12 protein-coding genes are annotated in these 15,900 nt (G+C 59.8%); 9 read left to right on the forward strand and 3 right to left on the reverse strand.

Features of this window, described 5'->3' with window-relative positions:
* Genes dnaA through gyrB form a run of 4 tightly spaced genes read left to right on the forward strand, consistent with a single transcriptional unit; the run spans nucleotide 1 to nucleotide 6,206 of the window.
* A complete protein-coding gene (dnaA, locus tag KW568_RS00005) occupies nucleotides 1–1,518 on the forward strand; it encodes a chromosomal replication initiator protein DnaA (RefSeq protein WP_003253158.1) in 1,518 nt (505 codons plus the stop codon).
* Between the two features lie 40 nt (nucleotides 1,519–1,558).
* The gene (gene dnaN, locus KW568_RS00010; RefSeq protein ID WP_003253156.1) at nucleotides 1,559–2,662 is read left to right on the forward strand and encodes a DNA polymerase III subunit beta; all 1,104 of its coding nucleotides are present in this window, start codon (nucleotides 1,559–1,561) and stop codon (nucleotides 2,660–2,662) included.
* 15 nt (nucleotides 2,663–2,677) lie between these two features.
* The gene (recF, locus tag KW568_RS00015; protein WP_003253154.1) at nucleotides 2,678–3,781 is read left to right on the forward strand and encodes a DNA replication/repair protein RecF; all 1,104 of its coding nucleotides are present in this window, start codon (nucleotides 2,678–2,680) and stop codon (nucleotides 3,779–3,781) included.
* A gap of 4 nt (nucleotides 3,782–3,785) precedes the next feature.
* Nucleotides 3,786–6,206: a DNA topoisomerase (ATP-hydrolyzing) subunit B gene (gyrB, locus tag KW568_RS00020; protein ID WP_004575179.1), complete on the forward strand. Its 2,421-nt coding sequence runs from the start codon at nucleotides 3,786–3,788 to the stop codon at nucleotides 6,204–6,206.
* Between the two features lie 64 nt (nucleotides 6,207–6,270).
* On the opposite strand, the gene KW568_RS00025 is transcribed toward gyrB, so the two are convergent.
* Nucleotides 6,271–6,678 carry an RcnB family protein gene (locus tag KW568_RS00025; protein WP_003253149.1) on the reverse strand — a complete coding sequence of 136 codons (408 nt, stop codon included), beginning with the start codon at nucleotides 6,676–6,678 and terminating at the stop codon, nucleotides 6,271–6,273.
* A gap of 129 nt (nucleotides 6,679–6,807) precedes the next feature.
* A complete protein-coding gene (locus tag KW568_RS00030; RefSeq protein ID WP_004575178.1) occupies nucleotides 6,808–8,100 on the reverse strand; it encodes a sigma-54-dependent Fis family transcriptional regulator in 1,293 nt (430 codons plus the stop codon).
* Between the two features lie 222 nt (nucleotides 8,101–8,322).
* Here KW568_RS00030 and KW568_RS00035 point away from each other — a divergent pair, with 222 nt between their 5' ends.
* Genes KW568_RS00035 through KW568_RS00045 form a run of 3 tightly spaced genes read left to right on the forward strand, consistent with a single transcriptional unit; the run spans nucleotide 8,323 to nucleotide 11,331 of the window.
* A complete protein-coding gene (locus KW568_RS00035) occupies nucleotides 8,323–9,207 on the forward strand; it encodes an MBL fold metallo-hydrolase (RefSeq protein ID WP_003253146.1) in 885 nt (294 codons plus the stop codon).
* 40 nt (nucleotides 9,208–9,247) lie between these two features.
* Nucleotides 9,248–10,516, forward strand: a complete 1,269-nt coding sequence (locus KW568_RS00040) for an FAD/NAD(P)-binding oxidoreductase (RefSeq protein WP_004575177.1) — start codon at nucleotides 9,248–9,250, stop codon at nucleotides 10,514–10,516.
* Complete coding sequence (locus KW568_RS00045; RefSeq protein ID WP_004575176.1) at nucleotides 10,513–11,331, forward strand: sulfite exporter TauE/SafE family protein; 819 nt, start codon at nucleotides 10,513–10,515, stop codon at nucleotides 11,329–11,331. Before KW568_RS00040 ends, KW568_RS00045 begins: the two co-directional genes overlap by 4 nt.
* Here KW568_RS00045 and KW568_RS00050 read toward each other — a convergent pair.
* Complete coding sequence (locus tag KW568_RS00050; protein ID WP_003253138.1) at nucleotides 11,320–12,207, reverse strand: LysR family transcriptional regulator; 888 nt, start codon at nucleotides 12,205–12,207, stop codon at nucleotides 11,320–11,322. The two genes, KW568_RS00045 and KW568_RS00050, sit on opposite strands and share 12 nt — an antisense overlap.
* A gap of 234 nt (nucleotides 12,208–12,441) precedes the next feature.
* Between KW568_RS00050 and KW568_RS00055 the strand changes: the two genes are divergently transcribed.
* Together KW568_RS00055 and KW568_RS00060 are read left to right on the forward strand one after the other, a co-directional pair.
* On the forward strand, nucleotides 12,442–14,088 hold the full coding sequence (locus KW568_RS00055) for a GMC family oxidoreductase (protein ID WP_004575175.1): 1,647 nt from the start codon (nucleotides 12,442–12,444) through the stop codon (nucleotides 14,086–14,088).
* A gap of 97 nt (nucleotides 14,089–14,185) precedes the next feature.
* Complete coding sequence (locus tag KW568_RS00060) at nucleotides 14,186–15,805, forward strand: MFS transporter (RefSeq protein WP_004575174.1); 1,620 nt, start codon at nucleotides 14,186–14,188, stop codon at nucleotides 15,803–15,805.
* Nucleotides 15,806–15,900 lie beyond the last annotated feature (95 nt).

Here is a 15,900-nt window from a genome sequence, read left to right on the forward strand (position 1 = left end):
GTGTCAGTGGAACTTTGGCAGCAGTGCGTGGAGCTTCTGCGCGATGAACTGCCTGCCCAGCAATTCAACACCTGGATCCGTCCGCTACAGGTCGAAGCCGAAGGCGACGAGTTGCGCGTCTATGCGCCTAACCGTTTCGTTCTCGATTGGGTCAATGAAAAGTACCTGGGTCGTTTGCTCGAGCTGTTGGGTGAGAACGGTAGCGGCATTGCACCAGCCCTTTCCTTATTAATAGGTAGCCGCCGCAGCTCGGCCCCAAGGGCTGCGCCCAACGCGCCGGTCAGCGCTGCCGTTGCGGCTTCGCTGGCGCAGACTCAGGCGCACAAGACGGCCCCGGCAGCAGCGGTTGAACCCGTTGCCGTGGCCGCGGCCGAGCCTGTATTGGTCGAGACGTCTTCGCGTGACAGCTTTGATGCCATGGCCGAGCCTGCTGCTGCGCCGCCCAGTGGTGGCCGGGCTGAACAGCGCACCGTGCAGGTTGAAGGTGCGCTCAAGCACACCAGTTACCTGAACCGGACCTTTACCTTTGACACCTTCGTCGAAGGTAAGTCGAACCAGCTCGCCCGCGCGGCTGCCTGGCAGGTTGCGGACAACCCTAAGCATGGCTACAACCCACTGTTCCTTTATGGCGGTGTGGGTTTGGGTAAAACCCACCTTATGCATGCTGTGGGTAACCATCTGCTGAAGAAGAATCCGAACGCCAAGGTCGTGTACCTGCATTCGGAGCGTTTCGTCGCGGACATGGTCAAAGCGTTGCAACTCAACGCCATCAACGAATTCAAGCGCTTCTACCGCTCGGTGGACGCGTTGCTGATCGACGATATCCAGTTCTTCGCTCGCAAAGAGCGCTCGCAAGAAGAGTTTTTCCACACCTTCAACGCCTTGCTTGAGGGTGGCCAGCAGGTAATCCTTACCTCTGACCGCTATCCCAAGGAAATCGAAGGCCTGGAAGAGCGTCTGAAGTCGCGCTTTGGTTGGGGCCTGACGGTGGCTGTCGAGCCGCCAGAGCTGGAGACCCGCGTAGCGATCCTGATGAAGAAGGCCGACCAGGCCAAAGTCGAGCTCCCGCATGACGCAGCCTTTTTCATCGCTCAGCGCATTCGATCCAACGTCCGTGAGCTGGAAGGTGCACTGAAGCGGGTTATCGCTCACTCGCATTTCATGGGCCGTGACATCACCATCGAGCTGATTCGTGAATCGCTCAAGGATCTGTTGGCGCTGCAAGACAAACTGGTCAGTGTGGATAACATTCAGCGTACTGTCGCTGAGTACTACAAGATCAAGATCTCCGATCTGTTGTCCAAGCGTCGTTCGCGTTCTGTCGCGCGCCCGCGTCAGGTAGCCATGGCCCTGTCCAAGGAGTTGACCAACCACAGTCTGCCGGAAATCGGCGACATGTTCGGTGGTCGCGACCATACGACCGTGCTGCACGCCTGCCGCAAAATCAATGAACTGAAGGAATCCGACGCGGACATCCGCGAGGACTACAAGAACCTGCTGCGGACGCTGACGACCTGATGGCCGTCTGCGCAGCTAATTGAAGGCAAGGGACTAGACCATGCATTTCACCATTCAACGCGAAGCCCTGTTGAAACCCCTGCAACTGGTCGCCGGTGTCGTCGAGCGCCGTCAGACCTTGCCGGTCCTGTCCAACGTCTTGCTGGTCGTACAAGGCCAGCAACTGTCGTTGACCGGTACCGACCTGGAAGTCGAGCTGGTAGGCCGCGTGCAACTGGAAGAGCCGGCAGAGCCTGGCGAGATCACTGTTCCGGCGCGCAAGCTGATGGACATCTGCAAAAGCCTGCCTAACGACGCCCTGATCGATATCAAGGTCGATGAGCAGAAATTGTTGGTAAAGGCCGGCCGCAGCCGCTTCACCCTGTCGACCCTGCCTGCCAATGACTTCCCGACTGTGGAAGAAGGCCCGGGTTCGCTGACCTGCAACCTGGAGCAGAGCAAGCTGCGCCGCCTGATCGAGCGAACCAGCTTCGCCATGGCCCAGCAGGATGTGCGCTATTACCTCAATGGCATGCTGCTTGAGGTTTCCCGCAACACGTTGCGGGCCGTATCCACCGACGGTCACCGCCTGGCGCTTTGCTCGATGAGCGCGCCGATCGAGCAGGAGGATCGACACCAGGTCATCGTGCCGCGTAAAGGTATCCTGGAGTTGGCGCGCCTGCTGACCGATCCTGAAGGTATGGTCAGCATCGTGCTGGGCCAGCATCACATCCGCGCCACTACTGGCGAGTTCACCTTTACCTCCAAGCTGGTGGACGGCAAGTTCCCGGACTACGAGCGCGTACTGCCCAAAGGCGGTGACAAGCTGGTTGTCGGAGACCGCCAGGCGCTGCGTGAAGCTTTCAGCCGTACTGCGATTCTTTCCAACGAAAAGTACCGCGGTATTCGCCTGCAACTGGCTGCCGGTCAACTGAAGATCCAGGCTAACAACCCTGAGCAGGAAGAAGCTGAAGAAGAAATCAGCGTGGACTACGAAGGTAGCTCGCTGGAGATTGGTTTCAACGTCAGCTACTTGCTGGACGTGCTGGGCGTGATGACTACTGAGCAAGTTCGTCTGATCTTGTCCGATTCAAACAGCAGTGCGCTGCTGCAGGAAGCTGGCAATGACGATTCTTCCTACGTTGTCATGCCGATGCGCCTGTAACCTGTAGCAGGCGAAATGTCCCTTCGACGTATCATGGTCACCGCGGTGCGCAACTTGCACCCGGTGACACTCTTACCCTCCCCCCGCATCAACATCCTTTACGGCGCCAACGGCAGCGGCAAGACCAGCGTGCTAGAAGCCGTGCATTTGCTCGGGCTGGCCCGTTCATTTCGCAGCACCCGCCTGAATCCGGTTATTCAGTACGAACAGGCTGCCTGTACTGTGTTCGGCGAGGTTCAGCTGACGGAGGGTGGTACGAGTAACCTGGGTGTGTCCCGTGAGCGACAAGGGGAGTTTACTATCCGCATCGATGGGCAAAATGCGCGCAGCGCCGCGCAATTGGCTGAGTTACTGCCGCTTCAGCTCATCAACCCAGACAGTTTCCGGCTGCTTGAAGGCGCCCCCAAAATACGCCGCCAGTTTCTGGACTGGGGGGTGTTCCACGTGGAACCTCGTTTTCTGCCAGCCTGGCAACGCCTTCAGAAGGCGCTGCGGCAGCGGAACTCATGGTTGCGTCATGGTACACTTGACCCAGCTTCGCAAGCCGCCTGGGACCGGGAATTGTGCCTGGCTAGCGCGGAAATAGATGAATACCGTCGCAACTACATCAAGGCCTTGAAGCCCGTCTTCGAGCGAACCCTGAGCGAACTGGTCGAGCTGGACGGGTTGACCCTAAGCTACTACCGAGGCTGGGACAAGGACCGGGAACTGCAAGAAGTGCTCGCCTCCTCCCTCCTTCGCGATCAGCAGATGGGCCATACCCAAGCCGGTCCGCAGCGTGCTGATCTGCGTTTGCGGTTGGCTGGCAACAACGCAGCCGACATCCTGTCGCGTGGTCAGCAAAAGTTGGTGGTATGCGCATTGCGCATTGCCCAAGGCCACCTCGTTAGTCAGGCTCGCCGCGGTCACTGTATTTATCTCGTGGATGACTTGCCGTCCGAACTGGATGACCAGCATCGCCGCGCACTGTGCCGCTTGCTTGAAGAATTACGCTGCCAGGTGTTCATCACCTGTGTAGATCACGAATTACTGAGGGAAGGCTGGCAGACGGAAACGCCAGTTGCTTTGTTCCACGTGGAACAAGGCCGTATCACCCAGACCCACGACCATCGGGAGTGAAGGCATGAGCGAAAATCAAACGTACGACTCCTCCAGCATCAAGGTGCTGAAAGGTTTGGATGCCGTACGCAAGCGTCCCGGCATGTACATTGGCGACACCGATGATGGTAGTGGCCTGCACCACATGGTCTTCGAGGTGGTCGACAACTCGATCGACGAAGCCCTCGCCGGTCACTGCGATGACATCACTGTCATCATCCACCCGGACGAATCTATCAGTGTGCGCGACAACGGTCGCGGCATTCCGGTCGATGTGCATAAGGAAGAAGGCGTTTCCGCAGCCGAGGTCATCATGACTGTGCTGCACGCCGGCGGTAAGTTCGACGACAACTCCTACAAAGTATCCGGCGGTCTGCACGGTGTAGGTGTGTCGGTTGTGAACGCCCTGTCCGAGAAGCTGGTTCTGACCGTTCGCCGTAGCGGCAAGATCTGGGAACAGACTTACGTTCACGGTGTTCCACAAGCGCCTATGGCGGTTGTCGGTGACAGTGAAACCACGGGTACCCACATCCACTTCAAGCCATCGGCTGAAACCTTCAAGAACATTCACTTCAGCTGGGACATCCTGGCCAAGCGCATCCGCGAGCTGTCGTTCCTCAACTCGGGCGTTGGCATTCTGCTGAAGGACGAGCGCAGCGGTAAGGAAGAGTTCTTCAAGTACGAAGGCGGTCTGCGTGCGTTCGTCGAGTACTTGAACACCAACAAGACGCCGGTCAACTCCCAGGTGTTCCACTTCAACGTTCAGCGTGACGATGGCGTGGGTGTTGAAGTCGCCCTGCAATGGAACGACAGCTTCAACGAAAACCTGCTGTGCTTTACCAACAATATTCCGCAGCGTGATGGCGGTACCCACCTGGTGGGCTTCCGTTCCTCGCTGACCCGTAGCCTTAACAGCTACATCGAGCAGGAAGGCCTGGCCAAGAAGAACAAGGTGGCAACCACTGGCGACGACGCCCGTGAAGGCCTGACCGCAATCATCTCGGTGAAGGTACCGGACCCGAAGTTCAGCTCGCAGACCAAGGACAAGCTGGTCTCCTCGGAGGTGAAAACCGCCGTGGAACAGGAGATGAACAAGTACTTCGCCGATTTCCTCCTGGAAAACCCGAACGAGGCGAAGGCCGTCGTTGGCAAGATGATCGACGCGGCTCGCGCCCGTGAAGCCGCCCGTAAAGCCCGTGAGATGACCCGCCGTAAAGGTGCGCTGGATATCGCGGGTCTGCCGGGCAAGCTGGCCGACTGCCAAGAGAAGGATCCTGCTCTCTCCGAACTGTACCTGGTGGAGGGTGACTCTGCGGGTGGCTCGGCCAAGCAAGGCCGCAACCGTCGTACCCAGGCAATCTTGCCGCTGAAGGGTAAAATCCTCAACGTCGAGAAAGCGCGCTTCGACAAGATGATTTCGTCCCAGGAAGTGGGCACGCTGATCACTGCGCTGGGCTGTGGTATCGGCCGTGAAGAGTACAACATCGACAAACTGCGTTATCACAACATCATCATCATGACCGATGCTGACGTTGACGGTTCGCACATCCGTACGCTGCTGCTGACCTTCTTCTTCCGTCAGCTGCCGGAGCTGGTCGAGCGTGGCTACATCTATATTGCCCAGCCGCCGCTGTACAAGGTGAAACGAGGCAAGCAGGAGCAGTACATCAAGGACGATGAGGCCATGGAAGAGTACATGACCCAGTCGGCTCTGGAAGATGCCAGCCTGCACCTGGACGAATCGGCGCCAGCAGTTTCCGGCGTGCAGCTGGAAGCGCTGGTGAATGAGTTCCGTAGTGTCATGAAGACTCTCAAGCGCCTGTCGCGCTTGTACCCGGAAGAGCTGACCGAGCACTTCGTCTACCTGCCTGAGGTGACCCTGGAGCAGTTGGGTGACCACGCAGTGATGCAATCCTGGCTGGCCCAGTTCCAGGCGCGTCTGAACTCCAGCCAGAAGTCTGGCCTGGCTTACAACGCCAGCCTGCGTGAAGACAAAGAGCGCAACGTATGGCTGCCTGAAGTGGAAATTACCTCTCACGGTCTGGCCAGCTACATCACGTTCAACCGCGATTTCTTCGGCAGCAATGACTACCGTACCGTAGTCAACATTGGTGCCAAGCTTTCGAGCCTGTTGGGTGAAGGTGCGTACGTGCAGCGTGGTGAACGCCGCAAGGCAATCGTCGAGTTCAAAGAGGGCCTGGATTGGCTGATGAACGAGACCACCAAGCGCCATACGATTCAGCGATACAAAGGGCTGGGTGAGATGAACCCGGACCAACTGTGGGAAACCACCATGGACCCGACCGTTCGCCGTATGCTCAAGGTCACTATCGAAGATGCCATCGCCGCTGACCAGATCTTCAACACCCTGATGGGTGATGCAGTCGAGCCGCGTCGTGACTTCATCGAAAGTAACGCGCTGTCGGTGTCGAACCTGGACTTCTGATCAGGTGTAATTCGCCAGACACTAAAAAGCCCGCTGATGCGGGCTTTTTAGTGTCTGCAAACAATCAGTAGCCGGTGAGAATGTTCACGATCACACCGCTGGCAATGGCCACCAGCACATAGTCGCCATTCACATACAGCCAACGATGATCACGAGGTGGCGCATACAGGTGGCGCGCTTTCCAGTCAGTTACCCAGTAACGGTCACCACGGTAATGTGGATCAACGGCATGACCACGCTGCCACTGCTTATGAGGTATCGGCATGCCTTGTTGTGGGCGGAAGTTTGGATCACGGTAAGCAGGACCGCGGCCATTGTCATGTCGGCCCTGGTGCTGTGGTTGACCCTGTGGCGGGTTGCCTTGGTGCGATGGGCCGCCATCATGCCGATCAGGCGGGCCCGGTTGCGCGAAGCTTGCCAGCGGTGTGCTGAGCATGAGCGCGGCGCAGATCACGGTTAGGGTTTTCTTCATTTGATGCGGTCCTCTGCCTGTAATCGCCTGGCAAGTATTGATTGCCAGGTTCGGTTAACTGATCAGACCACGATTTTTCCCTTTCAATGTCAGGGCGCAGGTAAAGGTCCGGTAAAGTCTGGCGTTCTTTCAGTTCAGCCCGAGCGCTTTCAAGCGGCGATACAGCGTGCGTTCACTCATGCCAAGATGACTGGCCAGTTCACTGCGCGAGCCTTTGAACTGCTCCAGCGCCTGCGCCAGCTCACCCAGGTCATTGCGACGGCCGCTTCCTTTAGCCGCGCCAGCCAGCCCGGTGTCTTCCGGTAAATGCTCTGGCCTGATCAAACCGTCATCGGCAAACAAACGCGCGCGTTCCAGAATGTTGCGCAGTTCGCGGATATTGCCCGGAAACGGATGCAACGCAAGTTGCTGCAAGGCGTCTTCACTCAGCCTGGGCGTCGGCTGGCCGGCCATGCGCTGCAGCAGGCTCTGTGCGAGCAGCGGCAGATCTTCCACCCGTTCGCGCAATGCAGGCAGACGAATCGGGAAGCCGCTGATGCGGTAATACAGGTCTTCACGGAAGGAGCCATCCGCGACCATTTGTTTAAGTGGTTTATGGGTGGCCGATATCAGGCGGAAATCCGAATGCACAGTGCGCAGGCTGCCCACGGGACGGAAACTCCCGGACTCTATCAGGCGCAGCAACTTCACCTGCATCGCCAGCGGCACTTCACCAATTTCATCGAGGAACAGGGTGCCGCCATGCGCCGCCTCGGCCAAGCCGATCTTGCGCTGATTCGCCCCGGTGAACGCACCCTTCTCATAGCCGAACAGTTCACTCTCGAACAACGACTCGGTCAGGCCGGTGCAGTCGACCACCACCAGTGGGCCGTTGGCCCTGGGGCTGCCCATATGCACTGCGCGGGCGAACAGCTCTTTGCCGGTCCCCGACTCCCCCTGCAACAACACCGGGATCTGCGCCGGTGCCGCACGCTGCAGGCTGGCCAGCGCGGCCTTGAAGGTTGGCGCGCGGCCGACCAACCCTTGCTCCTGTGGCTGCGCCGAAGCGAGGGTGATGGTGGTGAGGCGTTCGACAAAGGCAACTACCTTGCCCTGCTCATCCAGGATCGGCCGCAACTCCACATCCACATGCTCCGGGCCGCGTGGTGTGTGATGAATGTGCAATACCCGCTCCGGTACCTTGCTGTCCCACGCCTTGCGCATCGGGCAATGTTCGCCAGCCTGGTCGCACGGCACAGCGTAGTGGTGCGAAACCCTGTGGCACTTCTCGCCCAGTGGGGCCTGATCATGCCGGCCAAACTGACGGCGATAGGCCGCATTGGCGGCGAGGATGTTGTAGTCGGTGTCCAACACGATGGTCGGAAGGGCATCGTGCTCGAGGTAGGAAACCAGAGCTAGGATGAGAGGATGGGCTTCAGGCATGTCGGCACCGTATGGATGACCGACGCAGGGTAACAAGGACTGCCAAACACTGCCATTGGCTGTCAGTCGACTGCCACCTGGGCTGCCAGTTTTGCCCGCAGCGGTCTGCAACTGGCCGGTTTTACTGGCCAGTGAGTGGCAAAAAGCCTGGCATGCATCTTGATAAAGCTCCTGTCACTGCCTACGCCTGTACAAGGCGGGGCGGATAAATTGGAGAACGTGATGATCATCGGCAACAACCTTCACGTGGACGCCTTCTATGACGAGGCGACCTCGACCATCAGCTACCTGGTCATGGACCGTGAAACCCGACAATGCGCATTGATCGACAGCGTGCTGGATTACGACCCCAAGTCCGGGCGCACCTGTAGCGCTTCGGCTGATCGCTTGGTCGAGCGTGTGAATGAACTGAATGCCAGCGTGCGGTGGGTGTTGGAAACCCATGTGCACGCTGACCACCTTTCAGCGGCTGCCTACCTGAAAGAAAAGCTGGGCGGCCATACCGCAATTGGCGCGCACATTACCCAGGTGCAGAAAGTGTTTGGCGCCTTGTTCAACGCAGAGCCCGGCTTCGCCCGTGATGGCAGCCAGTTCGATGTACTGCTCGAAGACGAGGAAGGTTTCCGTATTGGCAACCTGCAGGCCCGTGCGTTGCACACGCCTGGGCACACACCCGCGTGCATGAGTTTCATGATCGAAGATGCCGGCGAGATCGCGGTGTTCGTTGGAGACACCTTGTTCATGCCCGACTATGGCACCGCCCGCTGCGACTTCCCCGGGGCCGATGCCCGCACCTTGTACCGCTCAATCCGTCGCCTGCTGGCGTTTCCAGATCAGACTCGGTTGTTCATGTGCCACGACTACCTGCCGGGTGGCCGCGACATGCAGTACGTCACAACTGTCGCCGAGCAGCGCGCCAGCAACATTCACATCCATCAGGGTATCGATGAGGACAGCTTCGTTGCCATGCGCGAAGCCCGTGACAAGACGCTCGAAATGCCCGTACTGATCCTGCCTTCGGTGCAGGTGAACATGCGTAGCGGCCAGCTACCCCCTCCGGAGGCGAACGGCGTGAGCTATCTGAAGATCCCGCTGAACAAGCTGTAACCGCCCTGCCCCCATAATCAGATTTCCAGGATTTGCCGCCATGCCTGCCTTGTTGTCCCCTGCCAATACCGACCACCACAAGGTGGTCATCGTCGGTGCCGGTGCCGCCGGTATCGCCACTGCTTCCAGCCTGATCAGCCGCGACCCATCGTTGGACGTGGTCTTGATCGACCCTGCCGAAGTGCACTACTACCAACCCGGCTGGACCATGGTCGGTGCCGGTGTGTTCAAGGCACCCAGCACTGCTCGCACCATGGCGTCGACCATTCCTCGCGGTGTGCGCTGGGTCAAGGCGCGGGTAAAGGGATTCGACCCGTTGGGCCAGTTGGTCATCCTCGATGATGCTCGCGCCATCAGCTATGAACAGCTGATCGTCTGCCCCGGCCTCAAGCTGGACTGGGCGGCCATCGATGGGCTCAGCGAGACCCTGGGCCGCAACGGTGTCACCTCCAACTATCGCTACGACCTGGCGCCCTATACCTGGGAACTGGTGCAAAAGCTCAAGCAAGGACGCGCGCTGTTCAGCCAGCCGCCCATGCCGATCAAGTGCGCCGGTGCACCACAGAAGGCGCTGTATCTGTCTTGTGATCACTGGCTGCGCCATGGCCATTTGGGGGCGGTGAAAGCCAGCTTCTACAATGCGGGTGCCGTGCTGTTCGGTGTCGCGGACTACGTGCCCGCGCTGATGAAGTACATCGAAAAATACGCCGTCGATCTCAACTTCTCTCACAGGTTGGTTGCCGTAGACGGCCCGGGAAAGCGCGCTACATTCTTGCGTACCTTGCCCGATGGCAGCAGCGAGACGCGCATCGAGGTCTTCGACATGCTGCACGTGGTACCGCCACAGGTGGCGCCAGACTTCATTCGCGAAAGCCCCTTGGCTGATAGCTCCGGCTGGGTTGACGTCGATCCGCATACCCTGCGCCATCGCAAATACACTAACGTTCATGCCCTGGGTGACGTGGCTAACACCAGCAATGCCAAGACCGCCGCTGCGGCCCGCAAGCAGGCACCGGTGGTCGCCAACAATGTGCTGGTGGCGCTGGGCAGGCTGGCGACCCTGACCCAGTACGACGGCTATGGCTCGTGCCCGCTTACCGTCGAGCGCGGCAAGATTGTCCTGGCCGAGTTCACCTATGGCGGCAAGCTGGCACCTAGCTTCCCCAACTGGTTACTCGATGGCCGCAAGCCGACACGCCTGGCCTGGCTGCTCAAGGCACAGGCGCTGCCACCGTTGTACTGGCAAGGCATGCTCAAGGGGCGCGAGTGGTTGGCACGCCCGCAGCTGGTAGCCGAGGGTGGGCAGTGATCGAGCATCAACTGTTAGGGGCGGGCCTGGGCGCAATCATCGGCGCTGTGCTGGCGCTGACCGGAGCAGGCGGTGGCATTCTCGCTGTACCCTTACTGGTGTTCGGCCTGGGGTTATCGATGGTCGAAGCGGCACCGGTGGGCCTGTTGGCTGTAGGTTTGGCTGCAGCGGTTGGCGCAGTGCTGGGCTTGCGCCAAGGGCTGGTGCGTTATCGGGCTGCGCTGTTCATTGCGTTGGTTGGTGTGGCAGCAGCGCCGTTCGGGCTGATGCTGGCGCACCGCCTGCCGAATACACCGTTGCAGTTGGTATTCGCCGGCGTGCTGGTTTATGCCTGCCTGCGTATCTGGCGCAAGGCGGCCAAAGAACTGCGTGGCGAAGCCAATGAGGCTCATCGCTTTATCGAGCCGTGTGTGCTGAACCCGTTGCAGGGGCGTTTGCGCTGGACCCTGCCCTGCGCGCGCGCATTGGCATTCACGGGTGCCTTGTCCGGGTTGTTGTCCGGCCTGCTCGGCGTGGGTGGGGGGTTCGTCATCATCCCTGCCCTGAACCGCTACACCAACCTGCGCATGGCCAGCATCGTTTCCACTTCGCTGGCGGTGATTGCCTTGGTCTCTACCGGCAGTGTGGTCAGCGCCAGCCTTGCGGGCGTCATGCACTGGCAGGTTGGCGCCCCGTTTGCCGTCGGCGCGGTGCTTGGCCTGCTGCTGTCGCGACCCTTGGCAGCCAGGTTGGCCGGGCCGCGTCTGCAGCAGATGTTTGCCGTGGCAGGTTGGGCCGCTGCCCTGTTGTTGGCCGGCAAGGCACTACTCGGCTAGCAACTCGCTTTGTTCGGCCGCGCACAACGCCAGCAGGTAGTCCCACACCACCCGCAGGCGCACAGACTTGTGCAGCTCGCGGCGGGTGCAGATCCAGTAGCTGCGCTGGATGGTTTCTCCCGGCAGCACGCGCACCAGTGTCGGGTCGTGGCGGGCCATGTAGTTGGGCAGCACGGCGATGCCCAGCCCGGCGCGGGCGGCAGCTTGCTGGGCGATCACGCTCGTACTGCGAAACACCACGTTGGGTGCTCGGCAGAAACTGTTGAGAAACAGCAGTTCCTGGCTGAACAGCAAATCGTCGACGTAGCCGATCCAGCTGTGCCGGGCCAAGTCTTCGCGGTTGCGCAGTGGCGGTGCGCGGTCCAGGTAGTCCTGGCTGGCGTACAGTGCCAAGCGGTAGTCGGTGAGTTTGCGGGTGATCAGCAGATCGGCGTTGGGTCGCTCCAGATGGATGCTGATTTCTGCCTCGCGGTTGAGGATGCTGACGAAACGCGGCACCGCTACCAGTTCCACCTCCAGGCCGGGGTAGCGCTCGAACAACGCGTTCATGCGTGGGGTGAAGAACATGATGCCGATGCCTTCGGTTACCCCCAGGCGAATCTTGCCCAGTGGGGTGATGGCCTGGGTGATTTCCTCCTGTGCCAGCAAGGCGACGTTCTCCATGGCTTCGGCATGCTTGAGCAGGGCTTGGCCCGAGGGGGTCAGCTCGTAGCCCTGGGCATGCTGCACGAACAGCGCGGTCCCCAGGCTCTGCTCGATGCTCTCGATATGCCGGGCCACGGTGCTGTGGGTAGTGTTCAGGCGCTTGGCGGCGGTCAGCAGGCGGCCGCTGCGCTGCAACTCGAGGAAAAACCGCAGATCATTCCAGTCGAACATGCTTGTCCTTTATGGCAGTTCGTTCCGGCCTCTTCACGGGCATGCCCCACAGGTGCGGTGAACACCCTGAAGGTAACGTGATCCCTGAGGTGCGGGCGAGCCCGCGAAAAGGTCGGTACAGGCTTGCCACTGTGCTAAAACGCACAGCGGCTGCGCGAAATCTCGTGTTTCATCCACGAAATTACTCACTAAGATGGATCGGGACAAGAATAAAAAACAGGCGCGAGGTTGCACATGCCATCAGCCGATTCTGTCTTCGACTACGTGGTCGTAGGGGCCGGTCCTGCCGGATGCCTGCTGGCCAATCGTTTGTCCGCCGACCCTTCCTGCCGCGTGCTGCTGCTGGAGGCGGGTGGCCGCGACAATTATCCCTGGATCCACATCCCCGTCGGTTACCTCTACTGCATCGGCAACCCGCGCACAGACTGGTGCTTCAAGACCGAGGCACAGCCTGGCCTCGGCGGTCGCGCTTTGGGTTATCCAAGGGGCAAGGTGCTAGGTGGCTGTTCGTCGATCAACGGCATGATCTACATGCGGGGCCAAGCCGCCGACTATGACCATTGGGCCGCGCAAGGCAACGACGGCTGGGCGTGGAAAGATGTGTTACCGCTGTTCAAGGCCAGCGAAAACCACTTTGCCGGCGCCAGCGAGCACCACGGCGCGGAGGGCGAATGGCGGGTCGAGCGCCAACGCTACAGCTGGCCGATCCTTGATGCTTTCCGTGATGCCGCCGAGCAGAGTGGTATTGGCAAGATCGACGATTTCAACACCGGCGACAACCAGGGTTGTGGATATTTTCAGGTCAACCAGCGCAGTGGTGTGCGCTGGAACGCTTCCAAAGCTTTCCTGCGGCCGATCAAGGATCGCGCCAACCTCACTGTGCTGACCGGCGTGCAGGTTGACCAGGTACTGCTCGACAACACCCGCGCACGGGCGGTGAAGGCGCTCTGGCAAGGGACCTGGCATGAGTTTGCGGCGCGCCGCGAGATCATTCTCTGTGCTGGGGCGGTTGGTTCTCCGGGCATCCTCCAGCGCTCCGGCATCGGCCCGCGTCAGTTGCTGGAAAGCTTGGGTATTGGTGTTCGCCACGATATGCCAGGCGTTGGTGGCAACTTGCAGGACCACCTGCAACTGCGCCTGATTTACCAGATCCGTAACACCCGTACCTTGAACCAGATGGCCAACAGCCTGTGGGGCAAGATGGGCATGGGCCTGCGTTACCTCTACGACCGTAGCGGGCCGCTGGCCATGGCGCCGAGCCAGTTAGGCGCGTTCGTGCGTTCAAGCCCTGAACAGGCCACCGCCAACCTTCAGTATCACGTGCAGCCGCTGTCACTGGAACGCTTCGGTGAGCCGTTGCATCAGTTCCCGGCCTTTACGGCTTCGGTGTGCAACCTGCGCCCGGTCAGCCGCGGGCGCATCGACATCTGCAGCACCGACATGAACAGCACGCCGCTGATCGACCCCAATTACCTCAGTGCTCCGCAGGACTTGCGGGTTGCTGCCGATGCCATTCGCCTTACCCGGCGCATCGTCCAGGCCCCTGCCCTCGCCGCTTTCGAGCCCAAGGAATATTTGCCGGGCCCAGCGCTGCAAAGCGAGGAAGAACTGTTCGAGGCCGCTGGCAAGATCGGCACCACCATCTTCCACCCGGTCGGTACCTGTCGCATGGGCAACGGTGCCATGGACGTTGTGGATAACCAGCTGCGCGTGCATGGCATCCCCGGTCTTCGTGTGGCTGATGCTTCGATCATGCCGCAGATAACGTCCGGCAATACCTGTTCCCCCACCCTGATGATCGCCGAAAAGGCGGCGCAACTGATCCTCAAAGGAGCTGCTACCCAGACCTACCTGAACGAAGACGCGTTACCGACGCCCTGACCCGGGTGCGTGCAGTACCGGCGGCTTGCGGTCAGAAGTCGCCGACAGTGGAACAACAAGAATAATCACTGTGGCCTAAGGGCCGAGGACAGCAACGATGTCGGATTACATCCAAGAGCAGGGTGCGGCGGCCAGCAGCTCCAGCCGCCGTGAAGAACGCAAGATCATTTTCGCGTCATCCCTCGGGACGGTTTTCGAGTGGTATGACTTTTTTCTCTATGGTGCGCTGGCAGCGGTCATCAGCAAGCAGTTCTTCGCTGGCGTGAACGATACCACCGCTTTCATCTTCGCCCTGATGGCCTTTGCTGCGGGCTTTCTGGTGCGGCCGTTTGGCGCGCTGGTGTTCGGCCGCCTGGGTGACATGATCGGGCGCAAGTACACTTTCCTGGTCACCATCGTGCTGATGGGCCTGTCTACTTTCGCTGTGGGGTTGTTGCCCACCTACGCCAGCATCGGCATCGCCGCACCGATCATCCTGGTGATCCTGCGCATGCTTCAGGGGCTGGCGCTGGGCGGCGAGTATGGCGGTGCAGCCACTTACGTGGCCGAGCATGCGCCGCCCGGCAAGCGTGGCTTGCACACTGGTTTCATCCAGTCCACCGCAACGCTGGGCCTGTTGTTGTCGCTGTTGGTGGTGCTGGGTAGCCGGTATATCAGTGGCGACCAGTTCGAAACCTGGGGCTGGCGCTTGCCGTTCCTGCTGTCGATTGTGCTGCTGGCGATCTCCACCTGGATTCGCATGAGCATGCACGAGTCGCCGGCCTTTGTGAAAATGAAGGCTCAGGGCAAGGTCAGCAAGTCGCCCATCCGTGAGTCATTCACCTCCTGGTCAAACCTGAAAGTGGTGCTTACCGCCCTGTTCAGCATCAACGCGGGGCAGGCTGTGACCTTCTACACGGCGCAGTTCTACGTTCTGTTCTTCATGACACAGATGCTGAAAATGGACTCGGCTCAGGCCAACACCCTGCTCATCATCAGCGTTGTGATTGGCGCGCCGTTCTTCGTGTTTTTTGGCTGGTTGTCCGACCGTATCGGCCGCAAGCCGATCCTGATGCTCGGCCTGTTGCTGGCCACGGTACTGTACTTCCCACTGTTCAAGGCGCTGAGCCACTACGCCAACCCGCAGATCGACGCTGCCAGCCGTCAGGCGCCGATCGTGGTCACCGCCGACCCGCAAGGCTGCACATTCCAGTTCGACCCAGTGGGCAAGGCTCGTTTTGACAGCCCGTGCGACAAGGTCAAGACCTTCCTGGTCAAGCAGGGCCTGCCGTACAGCTCGGTTAGCGTGGCCGGCAGTGAAGTGGTGGTGAACATCGGTGACAAGACCATCAACGGCTTTGATGAAACCGCCATGCGCGCTGCAATCGAGCAGGCTGGTTACCCGGCCAAGGCCGACCCTGCGCAGGTCAACCAGGTAATGGTGGTGGTACTGATCGTGGCGATGATCCTGATCGCGACCATGACCTATGGTCCGTTGGCGGCGGTGATGGTCGAGCTGTTCCCGACCCGCATCCGCTACACCTCGATGTCGCTGCCCTACCACATTGGTAATGGCTGGTTCGGTGGTTTCCTGCCTACCGTATCGTTCGCGCTGGTGGTCTATACCGGGGATATCTTCTACGGGCTGTGGTACCCGGTGCTGGTGACCGGGATCAGCCTGGTGGTTGGGATCTTCTGTCTGAGAGAAACCAAGGATGTAGATATCGACAAAGTCTGATGTCCACATGCCATAAAAAAACCGGCTGTAAAAGCCGGTTTTCTTATGCTTCAAAAAAACTTATGCACGATTTTCAGAAAAAATTCATACAAAGA

The sequence above is a fragment of the Pseudomonas sp. HD6515 genome (assembly GCF_024971855.1).
In the GTDB taxonomy this organism is placed as follows: domain Bacteria; phylum Pseudomonadota; class Gammaproteobacteria; order Pseudomonadales; family Pseudomonadaceae; genus Aquipseudomonas; species Aquipseudomonas alloputida.